Source organism: Actinoallomurus sp. NBC_01490, assembly GCF_036227085.1.
GTDB classification, from domain to species: Bacteria; Actinomycetota; Actinomycetes; order Streptosporangiales; family Streptosporangiaceae; genus Actinoallomurus; species Actinoallomurus oryzae.
In genome coordinates this window covers 2,860,017-2,879,068 of sequence record NZ_CP109433.1, presented here as the reverse complement: position 1 = coordinate 2,879,068, position 19,052 = coordinate 2,860,017, and the positions used below count along the sequence as shown (strand labels likewise).

17 protein-coding genes are annotated in these 19,052 nt (G+C 71.6%); 7 read left to right on the top strand and 10 right to left on the bottom strand.

What is annotated here, in order from left to right; translation table 11 throughout:
- Positions 1-2 precede the first annotated feature (2 nt).
- Together OG417_RS13965 and OG417_RS13960 are read right to left on the bottom strand one after the other, a co-directional pair.
- Positions 3-365: a YybH family protein gene (locus tag OG417_RS13965; RefSeq protein WP_329255305.1), complete on the bottom strand. Its 363-nt coding sequence runs from the start codon at positions 363-365 to the stop codon at positions 3-5.
- A 9-nt stretch (positions 366-374) separates the two neighbouring features.
- Entirely contained in the window at positions 375-1,463 is a 1,089-nt protein-coding gene (locus OG417_RS13960) for an FAD-dependent oxidoreductase (protein ID WP_329255302.1), read from the bottom strand.
- 159 nt (positions 1,464-1,622) lie between these two features.
- On the opposite strand from OG417_RS13960, the gene OG417_RS13955 reads away from it, so the two are divergent.
- Positions 1,623-2,162, top strand: coding sequence for a hypothetical protein (locus tag OG417_RS13955; protein ID WP_329255299.1), 540 nt, complete (start codon positions 1,623-1,625; stop codon positions 2,160-2,162).
- A 76-nt stretch (positions 2,163-2,238) separates the two neighbouring features.
- On the opposite strand, the gene OG417_RS13950 is transcribed toward OG417_RS13955, so the two are convergent.
- From OG417_RS13950 to OG417_RS13925, 6 genes are all read right to left on the bottom strand, one after another.
- Entirely contained in the window at positions 2,239-3,114 is an 876-nt protein-coding gene (locus OG417_RS13950) for a hypothetical protein (RefSeq protein ID WP_329255296.1), read from the bottom strand.
- Between the two features lie 59 nt (positions 3,115-3,173).
- Positions 3,174-6,809: an ABC transporter ATP-binding protein gene (locus OG417_RS13945; protein WP_329255293.1), complete on the bottom strand. Its 3,636-nt coding sequence runs from the start codon at positions 6,807-6,809 to the stop codon at positions 3,174-3,176.
- The gene (locus OG417_RS13940) at positions 6,802-7,233 is read right to left on the bottom strand and encodes a MarR family winged helix-turn-helix transcriptional regulator (RefSeq protein ID WP_329255290.1); all 432 of its coding nucleotides are present in this window, start codon (positions 7,231-7,233) and stop codon (positions 6,802-6,804) included. The genes OG417_RS13945 and OG417_RS13940 overlap by 8 nt, the downstream gene beginning before the upstream one ends.
- A gap of 102 nt (positions 7,234-7,335) precedes the next feature.
- Positions 7,336-7,782, bottom strand: coding sequence for a nitroreductase family deazaflavin-dependent oxidoreductase (locus OG417_RS13935; protein ID WP_329255287.1), 447 nt, complete (start codon positions 7,780-7,782; stop codon positions 7,336-7,338).
- A 174-nt stretch (positions 7,783-7,956) separates the two neighbouring features.
- Positions 7,957-9,543, bottom strand: coding sequence for a glycoside hydrolase family 13 protein (locus tag OG417_RS13930; RefSeq protein ID WP_329262274.1), 1,587 nt, complete (start codon positions 9,541-9,543; stop codon positions 7,957-7,959).
- 134 nt (positions 9,544-9,677) lie between these two features.
- Positions 9,678-10,697: a LacI family DNA-binding transcriptional regulator gene (locus OG417_RS13925; RefSeq protein ID WP_329255284.1), complete on the bottom strand. Its 1,020-nt coding sequence runs from the start codon at positions 10,695-10,697 to the stop codon at positions 9,678-9,680.
- Between the two features lie 282 nt (positions 10,698-10,979).
- On the opposite strand from OG417_RS13925, the gene OG417_RS13920 reads away from it, so the two are divergent.
- Together OG417_RS13920 and OG417_RS13915 are read left to right on the top strand one after the other, a co-directional pair.
- A complete protein-coding gene (locus OG417_RS13920; protein ID WP_329255282.1) occupies positions 10,980-12,020 on the top strand; it encodes a hypothetical protein in 1,041 nt (346 codons plus the stop codon).
- Positions 12,017-12,286, top strand: coding sequence for a hypothetical protein (locus OG417_RS13915; RefSeq protein ID WP_329255280.1), 270 nt, complete (start codon positions 12,017-12,019; stop codon positions 12,284-12,286). The genes OG417_RS13920 and OG417_RS13915 overlap by 4 nt, the downstream gene beginning before the upstream one ends.
- Before the next feature lie 21 nt (positions 12,287-12,307).
- Here the strand turns inward: OG417_RS13915 and OG417_RS13910 are convergent, their stop codons facing one another.
- Both OG417_RS13910 and OG417_RS13905 read right to left on the bottom strand, forming a co-directional pair.
- Entirely contained in the window at positions 12,308-13,189 is an 882-nt protein-coding gene (locus OG417_RS13910; RefSeq protein ID WP_329255279.1) for an oxidoreductase, read from the bottom strand.
- Positions 13,190-13,209: 20 nt separating this feature from the next.
- Positions 13,210-14,673, bottom strand: a complete 1,464-nt coding sequence (locus OG417_RS13905; RefSeq protein WP_329255277.1) for an RNA polymerase sigma factor — start codon at positions 14,671-14,673, stop codon at positions 13,210-13,212.
- Positions 14,674-14,955: 282 nt separating this feature from the next.
- On the opposite strand from OG417_RS13905, the gene OG417_RS13900 reads away from it, so the two are divergent.
- Genes OG417_RS13900 through OG417_RS13885 form a run of 4 tightly spaced genes read left to right on the top strand, consistent with a single transcriptional unit; the run spans position 14,956 to position 19,049 of the window.
- Positions 14,956-15,945: a LacI family DNA-binding transcriptional regulator gene (locus tag OG417_RS13900; protein WP_329262271.1), complete on the top strand. Its 990-nt coding sequence runs from the start codon at positions 14,956-14,958 to the stop codon at positions 15,943-15,945.
- Positions 15,946-15,957: 12 nt separating this feature from the next.
- Positions 15,958-17,247, top strand: a complete 1,290-nt coding sequence (locus OG417_RS13895) for an ABC transporter substrate-binding protein (RefSeq protein WP_329255275.1) — start codon at positions 15,958-15,960, stop codon at positions 17,245-17,247.
- A gap of 15 nt (positions 17,248-17,262) precedes the next feature.
- The gene (locus OG417_RS13890) at positions 17,263-18,210 is read left to right on the top strand and encodes a carbohydrate ABC transporter permease (RefSeq protein ID WP_329255272.1); all 948 of its coding nucleotides are present in this window, start codon (positions 17,263-17,265) and stop codon (positions 18,208-18,210) included.
- Entirely contained in the window at positions 18,207-19,049 is an 843-nt protein-coding gene (locus OG417_RS13885) for a carbohydrate ABC transporter permease (protein WP_329255268.1), read from the top strand. The genes OG417_RS13890 and OG417_RS13885 overlap by 4 nt, the downstream gene beginning before the upstream one ends.
- Positions 19,050-19,052 lie beyond the last annotated feature (3 nt).

The window sequence follows — 19,052 nt, the reverse complement described above, 5'->3', positions numbered from 1 at the left end:
TCTTAGTCGGGCGTGGACCACCACTCCTCGAAAGAGCGGCAGCGGCCGTCCTCGGCGAAGCGCAGGATCCACAGGTCGCGGAACTCCTCGTGGTCCGGCTCGCCGTACGTCACCTCCACCCGCGCCACGGCCGTGTCGCCGTCGACCGCGACGATCTCGCTGGTCATCTCGAAGACCTCGTCGGGGCCGGTGCGTTCCTCTTCCCACATGTCGGCGATCTCCGGCAGACCGGCGAGGGGTTCGTCGTACGGGCCCTGCCGGTAGACGGCGTCCGCGGTGAAGAGCTCGGCCAGCGACTCGGTGCCCGGGGTGCGCCAAGCCCGCTCGTAGCCGTCGATCCACGCGGCCACCCGTTCCTTGTCCATGGGGAGAACCTACTGGGCCTGCGGCGGCCGGAGGGCAAAACGGTCGATCGGCGGCGCTCCCTCCAGCAGATCGGTGACGAGCTCGCCGATGAGCGGGGCGAACTTCGCGCCGTGCCCCGAGCAGGGCGAGCAGACGACGATCGGGCCGTGGCGGTCGAGGACGAAGTCCTCCCCCGGCGCCCAGGTGTACAGGCACGTCACCTCCGAGCGCGGCGCCGGGTCGAGGCCGGGCAGCCACTCCCGCACGTACGCGAGCGCACGCTCGCGCGCCTCCGGGTCCACCGTGAAGTCACGGGCTTCGGCGGTGGTGACCGTGCTGCCCAGGTGCTCACCGAGCTTGACCCAGGGGCCCTCGGGCAGCGCGTAGATGTCCAGCCCCTCCCCTGACGAGCTGTGCACGATCGTCGGCCAGGGACCGGGCTCGCGCGGCTCGAAGAAGAAGACCTGCTGCTGGGTGACGGTCAGCGGTGGCAGCGGGACGAGCCCGTCGAGCAGTGGACCGGTCCAGGCACCCGCCGCCACGACGAGGGTCCGCGCGTGCCAGGTGTCCCCGCCGGCGCGGAACCGGACGCCGTCTCCGTCCGGTTCGAGGTCACGGACGGGCGTCTCGTACGCGGCGTCGGCGCCTTCGGCCACGGCGAGCCGGGTCATCGCCGCGATCGCCGCCTCGGGGTCGACGACCCCGCCCTCCGGGTCGCGTACGACGGGGCCGGTGAACCGGATGCCGGGCCACCGGGCCGCCGCGTCCGCCGGGTCGAGCAACTCGGCCGCGACCCCGTGCTCGCGCAGCAGTGCCGCCATGCGCTCCGGCTCCCGGCCCGGCCCGTGGTCCACGCCGCCGACGCGGTCGAGCAGCCGTTCGCCCGCCTCGGTCTCCAGCCGCTCCCACAGCCGGCCGGCCCGCCCGGTGAGCTCGATGTAGAACGGGTCGAGGTACGCGCGGCGGTAGATCCGCGCGTGCCCGTGCGAGCTGCCGCGCCGGTGCCCCGGGACGTACGCCTCGAACGCCGCCACGGTGTGCCCGCGCCGCGTCGCCGCCCACGCGACCGCCGCTCCTGAGAGCCCGAGCCCTGCCACTGCCACATCAACGTGCCGCATGTACGCATCCTGTGAGTAGACCTAAGTCGGCCGCAACTCATCTGGCCTGGCCGAACAGTGCATATTAGGATACGTATGCACCTTGCACATAAACTTGCGACATAGGAGGGGCCCGGTGATCCACCACCCCCATACCGCCCTCTCGTCCCCCGACGCGCGGTGAACAGCCCCGCGGCGGCCGAGGCCGGCCGTAACCGGCTCGACGAGGTCGCCCTCGGCAGTCTCCTCGCCACGGTCGCGGCGACCGGCACCGGCCCGGTGCGTCTGGTCGGCGCGCACCTCCACGATCTCGCCACCCGGCTGGTCGTCGACGGACTGTCCGTCGAGGCGACCGTACCCGGACGTCGCGGGGCGCGCGCCCTGCGCCGGGCGCTGCGACGGGCCGGGCAGCGCTCGGCGGTCACGCCCGTCGTCGCCGACATCGGCATCGACCTGCCGTTCGCCGACTCCGCCGCGCACGTGCTCGTCTGCCGGCTCGATCCGCAGACGTTCCCGTTCCCCCGGCACACGGTCCGCGAGCTGGGCCGGGCCGTCAGCCCCGGCGGCACGGTCGTGCTGCTCACCGGCGGCCAGGCGCCCTGGCCCGCCGGGCTGGTCGACGCCTGGGCCGTCTCGGCGGGCCTGACACCCCGGCCCGAACGCGACACCGGAGGCGCCCGGCCCTTCACCGGGGCCGTCTTCGCGTCCGGTCCGGCATAGCGCAGGCACCCGCCCGATCGGCGGGTGCGGTTTCGACCGGCCTCCCCCGAGGGCCCCTTTCCGGGTGATCACGTGATCATCTGACCGGATTCGCCGGCTCTCCGGCGGGCGGGGTTTCGGCCGGCTCCGCGGACGGTTCGCCGAAGCGGGCGAGCGTCAGGGCGCCGGCCACCGCCAGCGCGAAGCCCACGACCGCGAGGCCGACGTACCCGTCGCGGGTCCGGTCGCCCAGCAAGAGCACGCCGACGAGAGCGGGCACCAGCGTCTCGGCCACCACGACGGTGCCCGTCGTCACGGTCACCGAGCCGCGTTGCAGCGCCGTCGCGAAGAACAGGAACGCCACCAGGCCGCCCGCCGCGACGACGTACATGGCCGGGTCGCGGATCAGGTCCCACGGCGCCAGGCTGCGGACCACGCGCGAGCCGATCGCGACGAAGCCGAAGCCGAGGCCCGCGGCCAGGCCGAGCGCGGCGGAGCGGGCCCGGCCCCGGAGCCGCCCCGCCACGGCGCCGCCGACGCCGACCACCGCGACGCATCCCAGCAGCACGAGCTTGAACCGCAGGCTGACCGCTGCCGGGTTCTCGTGGCCCGAGGAGAGTCCGAGCATGGCCAGGCCGGCGCAGACCGCCGCGACCGCCGCCCACTCGCGCCCGCTGAGCCGCACGTGCAGCACGCGGACCGCGACCACCGCGGTCACCGCGAGGTTGGCCGCGACCGCCGCCTGGACGACGAACAGCGGCAGGGAGCGCAGCGCCGCCAGCTCGGCGAAGAAGCCCAGGATGTCCAGTGCGGTGCCGAGCACGAACGGAAGCTGCCGGAGGAGGCGGACCAGCAGCCGGGGATCGACGCCCGCGCCGACCGGCGCCGTCCGCGCGGCCACGGCCTGCATCACGCTCGCGACCCCGAAGCACACGGCTGCGGCGATCGCGCCGAACAGGCTCAACACCAACACGCGACCACCACCGGCTCCGGGCTCATGGCCCGAGGATAAGACTCCAGGTCATTCGGTCGTCAGGCCGCCTGCCACAGTGAGGCGTACTGGCCGCGGTCGCGCAGCAGCTGGTCGTGCGTGCCGTCCTCGACCACCCGGCCGTGCGCCATCACGACGATCCGGTCGGCGTGCCGGGCCGTCTGCAGCCGGTGCGCGATCAGCACGGTCGTACGCCCGGCGGCGACGCTGTTCATCGCCCGGGTGACGCGGGCCTCCGTGGCCAGGTCGAGGTTGGCGGTGGCCTCGTCGAGCAGCAGGATCGCCGGATCGACCAGTTCGGCGCGCGCCAGGCAGATGAGCTGCCGCTGCCCGGCCGACAGGGTGGCGCCGCGCTCGGCGATCTCGTGGTCGTAGCCGCCGGGCAGCCGCATGATCAGGTCGTGCGCGCCGACGGCGCGGGCCGCCCGCTCGACCTCGTCGGCGGAGGCGTCCGGCCGCCCGTACGCGATGTTCTCGTGCACGGTGCCGCGGAACAGGAAGGTCTCCTGCGGGACGTACCCGAGCCGGCGCCGGTAGGCGTCCAGGTCGAGGTCGCGCAGATCATGTCCATCGATGACGATCCGGCCGCCCTGCGGGTCATAGAAGCGCGCCAGCAGCTTGACCAGGCTCGACTTGCCCGCGCCGGTGGCGCCGACGAGCGCCACCGTCTCCCCCGGCTCGATCGTCAGGTCGACCTCCCGCAGCGCCTCCTCCTCGACCCCCGGATAGCCGAACCGCACGCCCTCCAGCCGGATCTCCCCGTGGAGCGGGCCGGGGTCGACGGGCGAGGCGGCGACCGGAGTCGCGACCGGCTCGGCCATCAGGTCCCGGATTCGGGCCATCGACACCCGCGCCTGCTGCCAGTCGTCGAAGACCTCCGAGAGCTGCTGGATCGGGGAGAAGAACAGGTTGACGTACAGCACGAACGCGATCAGCTCGCCGGGCGTCAGCGAGTGGCCGCGCACCATGTGGTAGCCGAGGGCCAGCACGACCACGGCCGCCACGTCGGACAGGAAGTCGACGAACGGGAAGTACAGCGAGATGAGGCGCTGCGCGGCGAGGCGGGCGTCGGTGTACCCGCGGGTGACGCGCTTGAACTCCCGCTGCCTGCGGTTCTCCTGGGTGAACGCCTGCGATTCCCGTACGCCCGCCATGCTCTCCTGGAGGCTGGCGTTGACGATCGCGATCCGCTCCCGTGCCTCCCGGTACGGCTCGGCCGACAATCGGCGGAACGCCACGGTGGCGACGAAGAGAGGGATCAGCACGAGCGCGGTGGCGCCCGTCAGCACCGGGCTCATGACGAACATCGCCACGGCGACGCCCACGAACGTGAACAGCGACGCGACCGCGCTGATCAGGCCGTCCTGCAGCAGGGAGGAGAACGCGCTCACGTCGGTGGTCATCCGGGTCATGATGCGCCCGGCCATCTCGCGGTCATAGAAGTCGACGGCCAGCCGCTGCAACTGGGCCCAGACCCGGATCCGCAGCGCGTACATGAGCCGCTCCCCCGTACGCCCGGCCACGAGCGTGACCGCGCGGGAGATCGCCAGGTCCACGAGCGCCACCCCGAGGAAGATCCCCGCCGCCTGGAACAGCGCCCGCTGCGACCCGGTGAGGACGCCCTGGTCGATGCCGTCGCGGGACAGGTACGGGCCGGCGACGCCGGCCAGCGCGTCGAGGATCACGAGCAGCAGGCCCAGCCCGAGCGGGGCGCGGTACGGCCGCAGGAAGCGCCACAGCGTGAACCGCGGCTCCGGTTGCGACTCGCGTGCGACGTCGACCTTGGGCACGTCGTCGGAGGGCGGCAGCGCGGAGACGCGCCGGAGCATGTCGTCGTGGGCGAACGCCCCGCCCATGCCCGGCCGGCGCTCGTCCCCGGCCTCGGCGCGTGCGGCCGGGCCCGGCGCGGGCTCCAGGTCGTCGCCCTCGCCCGACAGCAGCCGCCGGTAGAGCGGGCAGCGGCCCATCAGCTCGGCGTGCGTGCCGTCGTCGATCACCCGGCCGCCGTCCAGCACGGCGATCCGGTCGGCGAGGCGGAGCGTGGACCGGCGGTGCGCGACGAGCAGGGTCGTGTGCCGGTGGATGACGCGCCGCAGCGTCGCGTGGATGCTCTCCTCCACCTTCGCGTCGACCGCGCTGGTGGCGTCGTCGAGCACGAGGATGCGCGGGTCGGACAGCAGGGCGCGGGCCAGGGCGACCCGCTGGCGCTGGCCGCCGGACAGCGTCAGGCCACGCTCGCCGACGATGGTGTCGTAGCCCTCGGGCAGCCGCGCGATGAACTCGTGCGCCTCGGCGGCGCGCGCCGCGGCCTCGACCTCCGCGTCGGTCGCGTCGGGCCGCCCGTAGGCGATGTTGTCCCGCAGCGACTCGGAGAACAGGAAGCTCTCCTCGAACACCATGCCGATCTGCGAGCGCAGCGAGGCGAGCGTGACCTCGCGGACGTCGTGGCCGTCGACGCGTACGGCCCCCTCCTGGGGATCGTGGAACCGCGACAGGAGGTGCGCGGCGGTGGACTTGCCCGATCCGGACGCGCCGACCAGCGCGACGACCTCGCCGGGGGCGATCCGCAGGTCGAAGCCGTCCAGGACCGGCTCGGACCGCCAGAAGCCGAACCGCACGTTCTCGAAGGAGATCTCGCCGCGCAGCCGGGGCAGCTCGCGCGCTCCGGGCGCGTCGGTCACCGCGGGCGTCGTGTCGAGGAGTTCGAAGATGCGCTCCGCGCCGGCACGGGCCTGCGGGGCCGCGCTGAGCATCCGCGCGATCAGCCGCGCGGGGTTGATCAGCAGCACCAGGTACGAGGCGAACGCCAGGAACGTGCCAACGGTGATCTTGTCGTGCAGGGCCAGCCAGCCGCCCAGCGCGAGCACCCCGACCTGGCCGAACGTCGGAATCGACTCCAGCAGCGGCTGGTAGCGCGCCTGGAGGCGGATCGCCCGCATGCTGGAGCCGTACAGGTCCGACGCCGAGGCGGCGAGGCGCTCGAACTCCCGTCGTTCCTGCCCGAACCCCTTGACGACGCGGACGCCGGTGACCGCCTGGTCGACGACCTGCGCGACGTCGCCGGTCCGCTGCTGGACGTCCCAGGTCGCCGGGTAGAGCCGCGTGCGCATGCGGTAGGCCCCGATGACGAGGATCGGCAGGATGACCAGGCTGATCAGCGCGAGCAGCGGCGAGAAGGCGAACATCACCCCGAGCGAGGCGATCATCAGCACGAGGTTGCTCGTCAGCGTCGGCAGGACCCGCAGCACCGTGAGCACGAGGCTGATGTCGGAGTTGGCGCGGGAGACGAGCTGGCCGGTGGCCATCCCGTTGTGCGCCTGCAGGTCGAGCCGCTGCAGCTCGCGGTGGATGGCACCGCGCAGCCCGTACGAGACCTCGAGCATGATCTTCGAGGAGTGGAACCGGCGGGTGCGCGCGGCCACGAAGCCGACGGTGCCGAGGCCGAACAGCAGCACCAGCCACGGCGTGAGCGGCGCGCGGGAGGCCAGGATCACGTCGTCGACGACGTGGCGCTCGACCACCGGGACCAGAGTGCTCACGCCCGCCCAGATCAGGCCCGCGACGAACGTGCGGAGCAGGCTGCCGCGCTGACGGAGCACGAACGGCAGCATCCGGCGGATCCAGCCGCCCCTGCCCCCTGCCGCGAGTGCGCCCGGCGTGCCGCCGCGCTCAGCCATCGGCGAGCCGTTCCATCAGGCCCGCGGCCAGCCGGAGCAGCTCGCGTTCGGTCGGCGTGAGCCGCTCGGCCATCGCCTTCGTCAGCCACGCCTCTCTTCTGACGGTGTCCTCGTCGAGCACGGCGGCCCCCTTGTGGGTGATCTCGATCCGCACCTGGCGGCGGTCCTTGTCATCCGGGCTCCGGACGATCAGGCCGTCGGCCTCGAGCCGGGAGAGCATCCGCGTCAGCGACTGCGGCTGCAGGCGCTCGGCGGCGGCCATCGCGGAGGCGGTCATCGGGCCGTTCAGCGCCAGCAGGTTGAGCAGGCTGAGCCTGCTGCGGCTCAGGCCGTAGCTGACGCGCTCGGCGCGCAGCCGGCGGCCGAGCTGCCCCATCGCCTGGCGCAGCGTGCTCGCGATCGACCGCGTCTCATCCTCGTCCACACACTAAGCAAAGCTTATTATTCTTAGTCTGGCAAATGCTTGCTTGTCCTAAACAGTGGTTAAAAAACCACGCATTGCGTACTGATAGGTATATGGAGGCGCTCAGCCCAGACGGAAGACGGGGTAGCCGGGAGCGATCTCGAGCAGCTTCTCGTCGGAGGCGTCCGGGCCGACGCCGTCGAAGAACATGCCCACCTCGAACTTCCAGCGGCGCAGGTAGGCCCGCAGGATCTCCGGCTTGTCGCCGTCGGCCACCTCCGTGGCGGTGAAGACCTCGACCCGGCGGCCGAGGTGGAGTTCGCCGCCGCTCGACACGCGCATGTTGCGGACCCACTGCGTGTGGCCGCGCGGGGCGACGAGGTAGCGCTCACCCTCGTGGACGAGGAGGTTGACCGGCGTGGTGCGCCACTCGCCGCTCTTGCGCCCGCGGACGTAGAGGATGCGGGAGCCCAGCAGGCTGATCCCCATGCGGGTCAGGCCGCTGACCAGCCGGCGGGAGACGCGGTCCATGAGGTTGTTGCCCTTGATGACCCGGGGTTCGGCGGTCATGATTCGCTCCTTCAGTGTTGAGAGCGGTGCTCTCGTTCAAGAGCAGTGTGCACGAACGGAGGATCGCGCGTCAAGAGCACTGCTCTCGGAAGTGACGGCCGCTCCGCCTTCTGTGCCGCGAACGACAAGGACCGGCCACCGTGAAACGGTGACCGGTCCGCGGGCTCCGGACGGTTACGGGCGAGTCCACCAGACGGCCGTGTCGGGGGGCAGCTCACCGTCGCCGACCTGCCCACTCGCCAAAAGGACCGTTCCATCGACCTCGAGCCGTACGGGGGCGGCGCCGATGTTGACCGCGCACACGAAGCCGGGGTCGCGCTCGAAGAGCAGGACGTCCTCCGGCGCGTCGAGCCAGCGCAGCCCCCCGTCGCCGAGGGCCGGGTGTTCCCTGCGCAGCCGGAGCGCGTCGCGGTACAGCCGCAGCATCGAGTGCGGATCGCCGGCCTGGGCCGTCACCGTGAGCTCGCGCCACTCCGGCGGGACCGGCAGCCAGGTCTCCTCCGTCGTCGGCGGGCCGAACCCGAACGGCGGCTCGGCGTAGGCCCACGGGATCGGCACCCGGCAGCCCTCCCGCCCGAGGCCGTTGCCCCACTGCGGGTCGAGGAGGTACTCCTTCGGCAGGTCGGTGACCTCGGGCAGGCCGAGCTCCTCACCCTGGTAGACGTAGGTGGACCCGGGCAGCGCGAGCGTGAGCAGGGCCGCCGCCCGCGCCCGGCGCAGGCCCAGCTCGCCGCCGCCGTACCGCGTGACGTGGCGCTGGACGTCGTGGTTGGACAGCACCCAGGTCGTCGGCGCGCCGACCAGACCGGTCGCGGCGAGCGAGTCGTCGATGACCCGCCGCAGGGCGGCGGCGGACCAGCCGGCCTGCAGATAGTGGAAGTTGAACGCCTGGTGCAGCTCGTCGGGGCGTACGTAGTGCGAGAGCCGCTCGGCGTTCGGCGCCCACGCCTCGGCGACCGCGATGCCTCCGTAGGAGTCCAGCAGGCGCCGCCAGGACCGGTGGATCTCGTGCACGCCGTCCTGGTCGAAGTAGGGCAGCTCGGCGTGGCCGAGCATCTGGATCTGGCCGGTGTGCCCGGCGTCCGGCAGGCCCTCGGCCTTGACCATGCCGTGCGCGACGTCGACGCGGAAGCCGTCCACGCCCCGGTCGAGCCAGAACCGCATGATGTCCTCGAACTCGGCGTGGACCTCGGGGTTCTCCCAGTTGAGGTCGGGCTGCTCGGGGGCGAACAGGTGGAGGTACCACTCGCCGTCCGGCAGGCGGGTCCACGCAGGACCGCCGAAGATGGACTCCCAGTCGTTGGGCGGGAGGTCGCCGCGGCCCGGCCGGAAGATGTACCGGTCGCGGTCGGGCGAGCCCGGCCCGGCGGCGACCGCCTTCTCGAACCAGGGGTGGGCGACGGAGGTGTGGTTGGGCACGATGTCGACGATGACCTTCAGGCCGTACCGGTGCGCCTCGTGGATCAGGGCCTCGGCGTCGCCGAGGGTGCCGAACTCCGGGTCGACCGCGCGGTAGTCGGCCACGTCGTAGCCGCCGTCCGCCATCGGCGAGCGGTAGAACGGGGTGAGCCACAGCGCGTCCACGCCGAGCCAGGACAGGTAGCGCAACCGGCTGCGGGCACCGAGCAGATCACCGACGCCGTCCCCGTCGCCGTCCGCGAAGCTGCGCAGGTAGATCTGGTAGATGACCGCGTCACGCCACCATCGCGCGTCGCGATCGGCGGACCCGGCCGGGTCGGCGAACTGCTGAGTCAGGACCATTCCTTCACGGCGCATTCCGCAACTCCTCCGCAAGGACGACAGCGTGCGTCACCCCCCGAGCATCATTCGGGTTGCGCAGAATGTAACAGCGGTGAAGCCTGATTGAAACACTTGCGGAAAACTTGTGAAATGCGCTACTCCGCGTCGGCCGCCACCGGACCGGTCGAGCGGCGGACCACGAGCTCCGGGCGGAAGACGAGCTCGGTGTGGGGCGACCCCACGCCCTGGATCTCGTCGAGGAGGCTGCGGACGGCCACCAGCGCCATCTCCCGCACCGGCTGGCGGACCGTGGTCAGCGGCGGGTCGATGTAGCCCATCAGCGGCGAGTCGTCGAAGCCGACGACGGAGACGTCCTCGGGCACCCGCAGGCCCTGCTGGCGCACGGCGCGGATCGCGCCGATCGCCATCATGTCGCTGGCGCAGCAGATCGCCGTGCAGTGGCTGTCGAGCAACTGGCGGGCGGCGGCCTCGCCGCCCTCGATCGTGAAGATCGTGTTGGCGATCCAGCGGTCCACGTCGGTGACGCCGAGCCGGTCGGCCATCCCCTTGCGGTACCCCTCCGTCTTGCGGATCACCGGGACGAACCGCTCCTGGCCGACCGCGAGGCCGATCCGGCGGTGCCCCAGCTGCACCAGGTGCTCGACGGCGAGCTCCATCGACCCGGACTCGTCGCTGGAGACGAAGGTCGCGTCGACCTCGGGGGTGTAGCCGTTGATCAGCACGATCGGCAGGCCCCGGTCGGTGAGCCGCTTGTAGCGGCCGTGGTCGGCCTGAGAGTCGCCGTGCAGCCCGGACACGAAGATGATGCCCGACACCCCGCGCTCCAGCAGCAGGTCGGTGTAGTCGTCCTCGTTGATGCCGCCGGGCGCCAGCGCGCACAGCACCGCCGTGTAGCCGTGCACGGCCAGGGTGTTCTCGATCACCTCGGCGAAGGCCGGGAAGATCGGGTTGGACAGGTCGGCGACGATGAGGCCGATCAGGCCGGCGCGCGGCTGCCGCAGCCGGGCCGGGCGCTCGTAGCCGAAGGAGTCGAGCGCCTCGATGACCGCCTGCCGGGTCGCGGGCGCGACTCCCGGCTTGCCGTTGAGGACCCGGCTGACCGTGGCCTCGCTCACTCCGGCTTGGGCGGCGATGTCCGCCAGGCGCGTGCTCACGACGTCGAATCTACCGCTGAACGGCGGTTCAGGATGGCAGACCGTTGCGGTAAGACCACCGGACCCTCCCGGGGTTCTTTCGCAAATTTTCTGAAACTTTGAGCAGGGCTCTTGACGCCGAGCCCGGCCCCTTCGGGCGGAGAGTTTCGCCGATCAGGGGCTCGGGTAGCGGGTTATTCGGGGGCGAGGGGGACCATCATGGTCGAGAGCGCACCGAAAAGGCGGGAACCCGACCGCGGGCGAGAGCCCGACCGCGGGCGAGAGTTCGCCGGCGAGCGCGGCGTGAAAAAGGGGACCTACCGCGACGCGCCGCCGCCGAAGCGGGCAGCGAGCGAGGGACCGGACGTCTACCTCGACGTTCCGATCCTCAAGGTCGACGAGATCCATCTGGACGTCGAGAACCTCGAGGCCCACGTGTCACTCGACGCCGCCGTCCTCGACCTGCTCCGCCTCAACGTCGGCGCGGACGTGTCCCTCGGCAAGGTCAACCTGGAGATCACCGGGGTGGAGGCGCAGGCGATCCTCGAGGTCCGGTTGGACAACGTGGCCGACATCGTCGATCGCGTCCTCACCACGATCGATCGCAATCCCGAGATCCTCCAGAACATCGGCCGTGGCCTGGAGTCGGCGGTACGGGACGTCGGCGGCGGCGCCGGGCGGGCCGTCGGCGACCTGGGCACAGGCGTGGCCGGTGCCGTGGAGGACGTGGGCGCAGGCGCCGGCGGCGCGCTGAAGGACGTGGGAAGGGGCGCCGGCGGCGCCCTGGAGGACGTGGGGAAAGGCACCGGCGGCGCACTGGAGAACGTGGGGAAAGGCACCGGCGGCGCGCTGGAAGATGTGGGCAAGGGCGTCGGTGGCACGGTGGAGGACGTGGGCAAGGGTGCCGGTGGCGCGCTGGGAGACGTGGGGAAAGGCGTCGGCGGCACGGTGGAGGACGTGGGCGAAGGCGCCCGTGGCACGGTCGGCGAGGTCGGCCGAGGTACGGGCGGAGCCGTCCGGAACGCGGCCGGAGCCGCCGGCGAGACCGTCCGGTCCGTGGGCGAGAGCGCTCCGGCGGCCGAGGGCCTGGCGCGCGAAGCGGGAGGCGGTACGCCGCGGCGGGAGCGGGAGGCCCGGCGGCGCCCCAGGGCCGGCCACCCGGCCGAGACCGAGCCGGCGCCCCGCGCGGGCCGTGACGAGGGTGCGGAGACGACGGCACTCCACGGCGCTCTGCGGGAGACCGAGGAGTCGGTCCGCGAACTCGGCCGGGCACTCCTGCAGGCGGCGTCCAAGCGCACCCGGTCCCCGGCACGTGGCCCGCGACGAGGGGAGGATCGCCCGTGAGCGGCGCCTATCCCCGGCGGAGCCTGCGGCGGTCAGCGGAGATCGTGTTCAGGGCGACCGTGCGGGCGGATGAGCTCCGCTTCCACGCGGTTCCCGACACCTCCGTGGAATTCACCGGGGACGCCGACTCCGACTCGACGTCCGGCAGCGTCCGTACGAACCTCCCGGACCAGGTGGCCGAGAAGGTGGTCTACCGCGACGTGCGGATCGACTACGCCATCGCCGCGAGGCTGAGACGCGGATCCGGCGACTCTCACCGCCAGTGAGCCGGCGCGTGACGCCAGGAGTCAGCCGGGGCCATCGCTGGCGGCCGCCAGGAGTGGCACCACCAGATCGCTGATCGGCGTCGGGATGCCGTGGGCCCGTCCGCGGCGCAGCACGACACCGTTGCGGATGTCCCATTCGAGCGGCCGGCCGGCTTCGCGATCGGCGAGGATGGAGCTGCCCAGATCGGCCGGGTAGGCCTGGAGGCCGTCCAGGATCTCCTGCGGCACCTCGTCGCCCAGTGCCGCGCCCTCGGCTCGGGCGACCTGCAGGCACTCCCGAAGGTAGGCCAGAGACAGCTCGGCGATATCGGCCCGGGCGAACACGCCGGAGCGGCGGCCCGTGAGGACCATCAGCCCGGCGACCGCGTTCTGCAGCAGCTTGCGCCACGCCACAGACGTGAAGTCCGTGGCCAGGTCGACCGAGCACCGAGTGCCGCGCAGAGCGTCGACCACCACACGAGACGCCGGCGTGTCCGGCAGGGTGAGGCGCGCTTCGCCACGCAACCACACCGAACCGTCGGGCTGCGCCTGGGCGGGGAACCACACGACCGAGGGGACGATCCGGGCGCCGGAGAGGTGAGACGCGACGATCGATTCCTGCTCGACGCCGTTCTGCAGGGCACAGACAACGGTGTCCGCGCCGCACAGTGCCGTCAACCATGGTGCCGCCGCCTCGACCTGCGTCGACTTGACGGCAAGGAGAACGAGGTCGACCGGTCCGTCGGCCTGTGCCGGGTCGGTCCGCACCGGTCCCGGCACGACGACGCGACCTTCTTCCGCGTGCAGCTCGAGGTGTTCCCGCGCGGTGCGGCCACAGATCATCGGTGTACGGCCGGCCTCATGCAGGGCCGCCGTCACGGTCGTGCCGATGGCTCCCGGGCCCACGACTGCGATCATCGCCATCGTCCGAGGCTAGTACTCGGTCAGCAGCTCCAGTCGACCGAGGCGCTCGCGCCGCTGGAGAAGGAGACCGAGCCGCTGTGGTGGCCCCAGCACCAGTCGTTGCCGCGGTACGCCGTGACGCCGGCGGACTCTCCGGCGTTCAGGTAGCCGCTGCCGCTCGCGCTGACGCCGCCGCTCGTGCCGGTGACGCTCCAGCTCACCGGGCCGCCCGACGCGGTGACCGTGACCGTGCAGCTGTGGTGGCTGCGCATGGAGCATCCGGAGACCATCAGCGTGCCCGCCGCGGGCGGCGGGGGCTGGGCCGGCGAGTGCGGGGAGGACGAGGTCGGGTCAGGGCTGTCCCCCGGCGTGCTGTGCTTGGGCGTCGGCGTGGGGGTGGGCGTGCCGCTGGAGTCGGACGGCGTCGGGCTGGGTGAGGTACTGCCCCGGCCGGACAGCGGAACACTGGAGTCGGAGGCGGACGGGGCGCCGGACAGCAGGTCGCCGGAGCGCGACGGCATGGCCTGGTCGTTGCCGGCGTTCTGGCTGCCCGAACCGGACAGCGCGTAGAAGGTGCCGCCCGCCATCGCGGTGGCGAACGCGACTCCGGCCGCGACGGGCCACAGGCGCGAACCCGTCCGCGGCCGCTCGCGCGCGGCCCTGCGCCCGGTGCGCCCGGCGGCCGGCATGGCGGTCGTCGCCGTGGCCGCCTCGGCGGCCGCCGTGAGCGGGGAACGCGCGTCCGCGAACCAGGGGTCGTCGGCCGTGGCGGCGAGGAACTGCTCACGCAGGTCGTCGGGGATCGCCGCGACCGGCATCGCGTCCAGCAGCCGCGCGGAGGAGACCGCCAGGTCGTCGCGCGAGCCGCAGATCGGGCAGCCGTCGATGTGGCGGGAGAGGATGCCGCACGTGCGCGCGTCGAGCGGCCGGTCCGCCGGCCCGGCGAGAGCCGAGACGCTCGGGCAGTCGGCGCGGCCGGTCGTCACGATGAGGACCGCGGCGAACGCGTCGTCCAGCTCGCGCCGGGCCCGGACGACGGTCGACGCGGCGTCGTCCGGCGACATGCCCAGGACGGGGGCCAGGTCGTCCGCGCGCAGGCCGTGCCGCAGGGCCAGGTCGAGCACCTCGCGCTGCCGGCCGCTCAGCACCAGCAGCGCGGCGTGCACGAGCCGCCGGGTCGCCTCGTCCGTCGTGCCGCCCGCCGCCTCGGTGGCGCGCCGGCGCTCGGCCGGCGCCTCGGGCCGGCGGCGCAGGCACACCTCACGCGTCACGGCATAGAGCCGGCCGCGGAACGAGGCCGGGTCGCCACCGCCCTCGCGCACGATCAGCAGCGCGTCGAGCAGGGCCTGCGCGGCGGCCCGTTCGTCCCGCAGCAGGACGTGGCAGTAGTCGAACAGCCGCGCGGCGTACAGGTCGTACAGACGAGCCGGCGCGGCCCGGTCGGAGCCCAGCGACTCCGCGAGCCACCGGTCCTCGGCCCGTTCGATATTCGGCCAGCCGGCCACGTGTCCTCCCCCATGAAGTGGAGGCGATTATCGCCTCACACGCCCCATGCACCACCTCAGCCGACAATCCTCCCAATAAAACCGCATGACCGCATGTCGCTCGGCGGAAAGCAGGGGTCCATAGACCCGCCGATGCGGGCCACCTTCCTCAAGATCACCAAGGTAACGCCTCCGACCTGCGGTGGGAACGCTCCCACAAATCCGGCCGAGCCTATTGCGTCCGGGATGTGACGGTTTTAACATTCGGCAGTCGAAGCGCTTCGACGGCGGGAGCGAGACGTGGTGAAGATCTCTGACGTGGCCCGGCACGCCGGTGTCTCGCCGAGCACGGTGTCGTACGTTCTCAGCGGCAAGCGCTCCATCTCCGAGCAGACGCGCCGCCGGGTCCTCGACAGCGTGCGCACGCTCGGTTACCGCCCGCACGCCGGGGCGCGTGCCCTGGCGAGCAGCCGTTCCAACGTCATCGCCCTGGTCGTCCCCCTGCGCTCGGGGATCCACGTGCCCGTGGTGATGCAGATGGCGATCGCCGCCGTCACCACCGCCCGCACCCACGACCACGACGTGTTGCTGCTGACCCAGGACGAGGGCGTGGACGGGCTGGAACGCGTCGCGGGCACGGCCCTGGTCGACGCGATCATCGTGATGGACGTCGAGCTGCACGACGTACGGCTGCCGGTCCTGCGCTCGCTCGGCCGGCCGTCGGTGCTCATCGGGTTCCCGGCCGACGCGACCGGGCTGACCTGCATCGACCTGGACTTCGAGGCGGCCGGCGCGGCGTGCGCGGAGCACCTGGCCGACCTCGGCCACCGGGAGATCGCGCTGGTCGGCGCGCCGCCCGCCGTGTACGAGCGCGGCACCGGCTTCGCCGAGCGCACCAAGACGGGCTTCCAGCGCGCCGCCGCCGAGCGCGGCGTCCGCGCGGTCGTCCGGCCCTGCGACCCTCAGGACGCCCGGTCGACGGCGACCGGGCTCCTCCGCGACCACCCGGGCCTGACCGGGGTGGCCGTCCACAACGAGCCGGCCACGGAACCGCTGCTGACGGCGTTCCGCGCGGCCGGCCGCCGCATCCCCGACGACCTGTCCGTCATCGCCATCGCGCCCGACGACCTCGCCGAGCGTCTCGGCCTCACCTCGATCGCCATTCCCGCCGACGAGGTGGGTGCCCAGGCGGTCACCCTGCTCATGGCCAAGCTCGACGGGCAGGAGGTGCCGGCGTCGACGCTGCTCCCGCCGCGCCTCGTCGTCCGGTCGAGCACTCCGCCCCTCCCCTGAGGAGAACCCCCGATGTTGAAGACCGGAAAGACGCTCGCGGCGCTCGCCGCAGGCCTGCTGGCACTGTCGGCGTGCGGCGGCAACGGATCGAGCTCCTCGGCCAAGGAGCTCCGGCTCTGGCACTACGAGGCCCCGGACAGCGCCATGGGGGTGGCGTGGAGCCAGGCGATCAAGGAGTTCGAGCAGACCCATCCCGGCGTGAAGGTCAAGTTCGAGGAGAAGGACTTCGAGCAGATCCAGAAGACCGCGCCGATGGTGCTCAACTCCAAGGACGCGCCGGACATCCTGGAGTACAACAAGGGCAACGCGACCACCGGCCTGCTCGCCAAGCAGGGCCTGCTGACCGACATGTCCGCCGAGGTCGTGGGGCGCGGCTGGGACAAGCAGCTCAGCCCCAACGTCGCCGAGACCGCCAAGTACGACGCGAAGGGCGTCATGGGCGGCGACAAGTGGTACGGCGTGCCCAACTACGCCGAGTACCTGCAGGTCTTCTACAACAAGAAGCTCTTCGACAAGTACCACGTGAAGGTGCCGACCACGTTCGAGGAGCTCACCGCGGCGATGGACACCTTCGTCAAGAACGGTGTCACTCCCCTGGCCAACGGCGGCGCGGAGTACCCGGCGCAGCAGTACCTGTACCAGCTCGCCCTGAGCAGGGCCGACCGCCCGTGGGTGGACCGCTTCGAGCGCTACACCGGCAAGGTCGACTTCCACGACCCGGCGTGGACGTACGCCGCGACGACCTTCGCCGACTGGGTGCGGAAGGGCTACATCGCCAAGAACACCGTGAGCACCAAGGCCGAGGCGGCCGGCACGGCGTTCATGTCCGGCAAGAACCCGATGTTCTTCTCCGGGAGCTGGTGGTACGGCCGCTTCGAGAAGGAGATCAAGAACTTCGACTGGGACACGTTCCTGTGGCCCGGCACCAGGATGACGCTCGGGTCGAGCGGCAACCTGTGGGTGGTGCCGAAGGGCTCGTCCAACAAGAAGCTGGCCTATGACTTCATCGCCATCACGATGAAGAAGGACATCCAGAACCTGCTGGCGAACAACGGCGGCGTCCCGGTCGACGCCGACCCCGCCGGTGTCACGGACCCGAAGAACAAGAAGCTGATCGAGAACTACCGCACGCTCGTGAACAACGACGGGCTCGGCTTCTACCCCGACTGGCCGGCGCCCGGCTACTACGACGTGCTCGTGGCCGGCACGCAGAAGCTCATGAACGGCACGTCCTCGCCCGCCCAGGTGCTCGACTCGTTCGCCAAGCCGTACGACGAGAACCTGTCGAGCGTCGGCCACTGAGCCGCCGGGTCACCGATGACACAGACGCTGAGCGCGCCGCCCGCCGAGGCGACGCGAAGGCCCGGCCCCCGGCGACGGCGCGAGCTCACCTACGCGGTCTACCTGATCCCCAGCGGAGCGCTGTTCGTCGCGGTCATCCTGGTGCCGCTGGTGATGAACATCGGCATCAGCCTGACCACGTGGGACGGCATCGGCAGCCCCCGCTGGACCGGTGTGGGCAACTACACGAAGCTGCTGTCCGACGGCGACTTCTGGGCCTCGTTCGGGCACAACGTCGCCCTGGTGATCGCCATGGCGATCATTCCGGCCGCGATCGGGCTCGTCCTGGCCGCCGCGCTGTTCGACGTGATCGGCCGCAGGTTCGGCCCGCGGACGGCCTCGGTGCTGCGGGCCTGCATCTACGTGCCGCAGGTGCTGCCGTTCGCGGTCGCCGGCATCGTGTGGGCCTGGATCCTGGCACCCGAGGACGGCGCGCTCAACGAGACCCTGCGCGCGGTCGGTCTCGGCTCGCTCCGCGAGGACTGGCTCGGGAACCCGAAGCTCGCGCTCTACACCGTCATGGGCGTCATGGTGTGGGTGCAGATCGGCTTCCCGCTGATCGTCTTCATGGCCGGCCTCCAGCGCGTCGACCCGTCGCTGTACGAGGCCGCCGAGATCGACGGGGCGTCGTGGTGGCGGCGGTTCTGGTACATCACGATCCCGCAGATCCGGCCCGAGCTGTACGTCGTGCTGCTGATCTGCACGGTCGCCGCGATCAAGAGCTTCGACAAGGTCTACATCCTCACGGGCGGCGGTCCGGGCAACGCGACACGGGTGCCCGCCTTCTACTCCTGGCAGAACTTCTTCGAGAAGACGCAGGTCGGGTACGGCGCGGCGATCGCGACCGTGCTGACGCTGATCACCGTCGTGCTGACCGTGGTGTTCCTGCGGCGCCAGGCCCGCGCCGAGGAGGCGAACGGATGAGCTCTGTAACGGTACGCAGAAGGACGCCGGGGTCGTACGCGGTGCTCGTGTCGCTCATCGTGCTCGCGGTGGTGATGCTCCTGCCGTTCGCCATCATCGCCCTCAACGCGGTCAAGTCGCCGGCGGAGTACTCCTCCCACGGACCGCTCAGCCTGCCGAAGGGCCTGTACCTCCAGGGCCTGAAGGACTTCTGGGAACGCGTCGACTTCAGCACCAAGCTGGCCAACAGCGTGCTGATCAGCGGCTCGGTGGCCGTGCTCGCGGTGATCCTGTCGGTGCTGAACGCCTACGCGCTCGGCATCGGGCGGGTGCGAGGGCGGGTCTCCATCATGGTGATCTTCCTGCTGGCCAACACCATGCCGCAGGAGGTCCTCGTCTACCCGCTGTACTTCATCTCCAAGAAGGCCGGCCTGTACGACACCCGGCTCAGCGTGATCATCATCTTCACCGCGATCCAGACCGCGTTCGGGACGTACCTGCTGTCCTCGGTGCTGTCGGCGTTCCCGCGCGAGATCCTCGAGGCGGCCCGGATGGACGGCGCCGGCCGGCTGCGGATCCTGTGGTGGGTCGTCGTGCCGATCAGCCGGCCGACCCTCGGCGTGCTCTTCGTCTTCTTCTTCATCTGGACCTGGAACGAGTTCTTCCTCCCCCTGGTCTTCCTCATCTCCAACGAGAACCAGACCGTGCCGGTGGCACTCGGCGTCCTGCAGGGCCAGAAGATGATGGACGCCACGACGACCAGCGCGTCCGCGCTGCTCGGCATCCTCCCCGCGATCGTGTTCTTCCTGATCTTCCAGCGCACTCTCACCCGCGGCATCACCGTGGGTTCGGCCAGGTAAGGG

Excerpts from the sequence above, each read along its gene's own strand:
- OG417_RS13965 (WP_329255305.1), bottom strand. The coding sequence starts at position 365 with ATGGACAAGGAACGGGTGGCCGCGTGGATCGACGGCTACGAGCGGGCT.
- OG417_RS13960 (WP_329255302.1), bottom strand. The coding sequence starts at position 1,463 with ATGCGGCACGTTGATGTGGCAGTGGCAGGGCTCGGGCTCTCAGGAGCG.
- OG417_RS13945 (WP_329255293.1), bottom strand. The coding sequence starts at position 6,809 with ATGGCTGAGCGCGGCGGCACGCCGGGCGCACTCGCGGCAGGGGGCAGG.
- OG417_RS13935 (WP_329255287.1), bottom strand. The coding sequence starts at position 7,782 with ATGACCGCCGAACCCCGGGTCATCAAGGGCAACAACCTCATGGACCGC.
- OG417_RS13930 (WP_329262274.1), bottom strand. The coding sequence starts at position 9,543 with ATGGTCCTGACTCAGCAGTTCGCCGACCCGGCCGGGTCCGCCGATCGC.
- OG417_RS13910 (WP_329255279.1), bottom strand. The coding sequence starts at position 13,189 with ATGGCGATGATCGCAGTCGTGGGCCCGGGAGCCATCGGCACGACCGTG.
- OG417_RS13895 (WP_329255275.1), top strand. The coding sequence starts at position 15,958 with ATGTTGAAGACCGGAAAGACGCTCGCGGCGCTCGCCGCAGGCCTGCTG.
- OG417_RS13890 (WP_329255272.1), top strand. The coding sequence starts at position 17,263 with ATGACACAGACGCTGAGCGCGCCGCCCGCCGAGGCGACGCGAAGGCCC.
- OG417_RS13885 (WP_329255268.1), top strand. The coding sequence starts at position 18,207 with ATGAGCTCTGTAACGGTACGCAGAAGGACGCCGGGGTCGTACGCGGTG.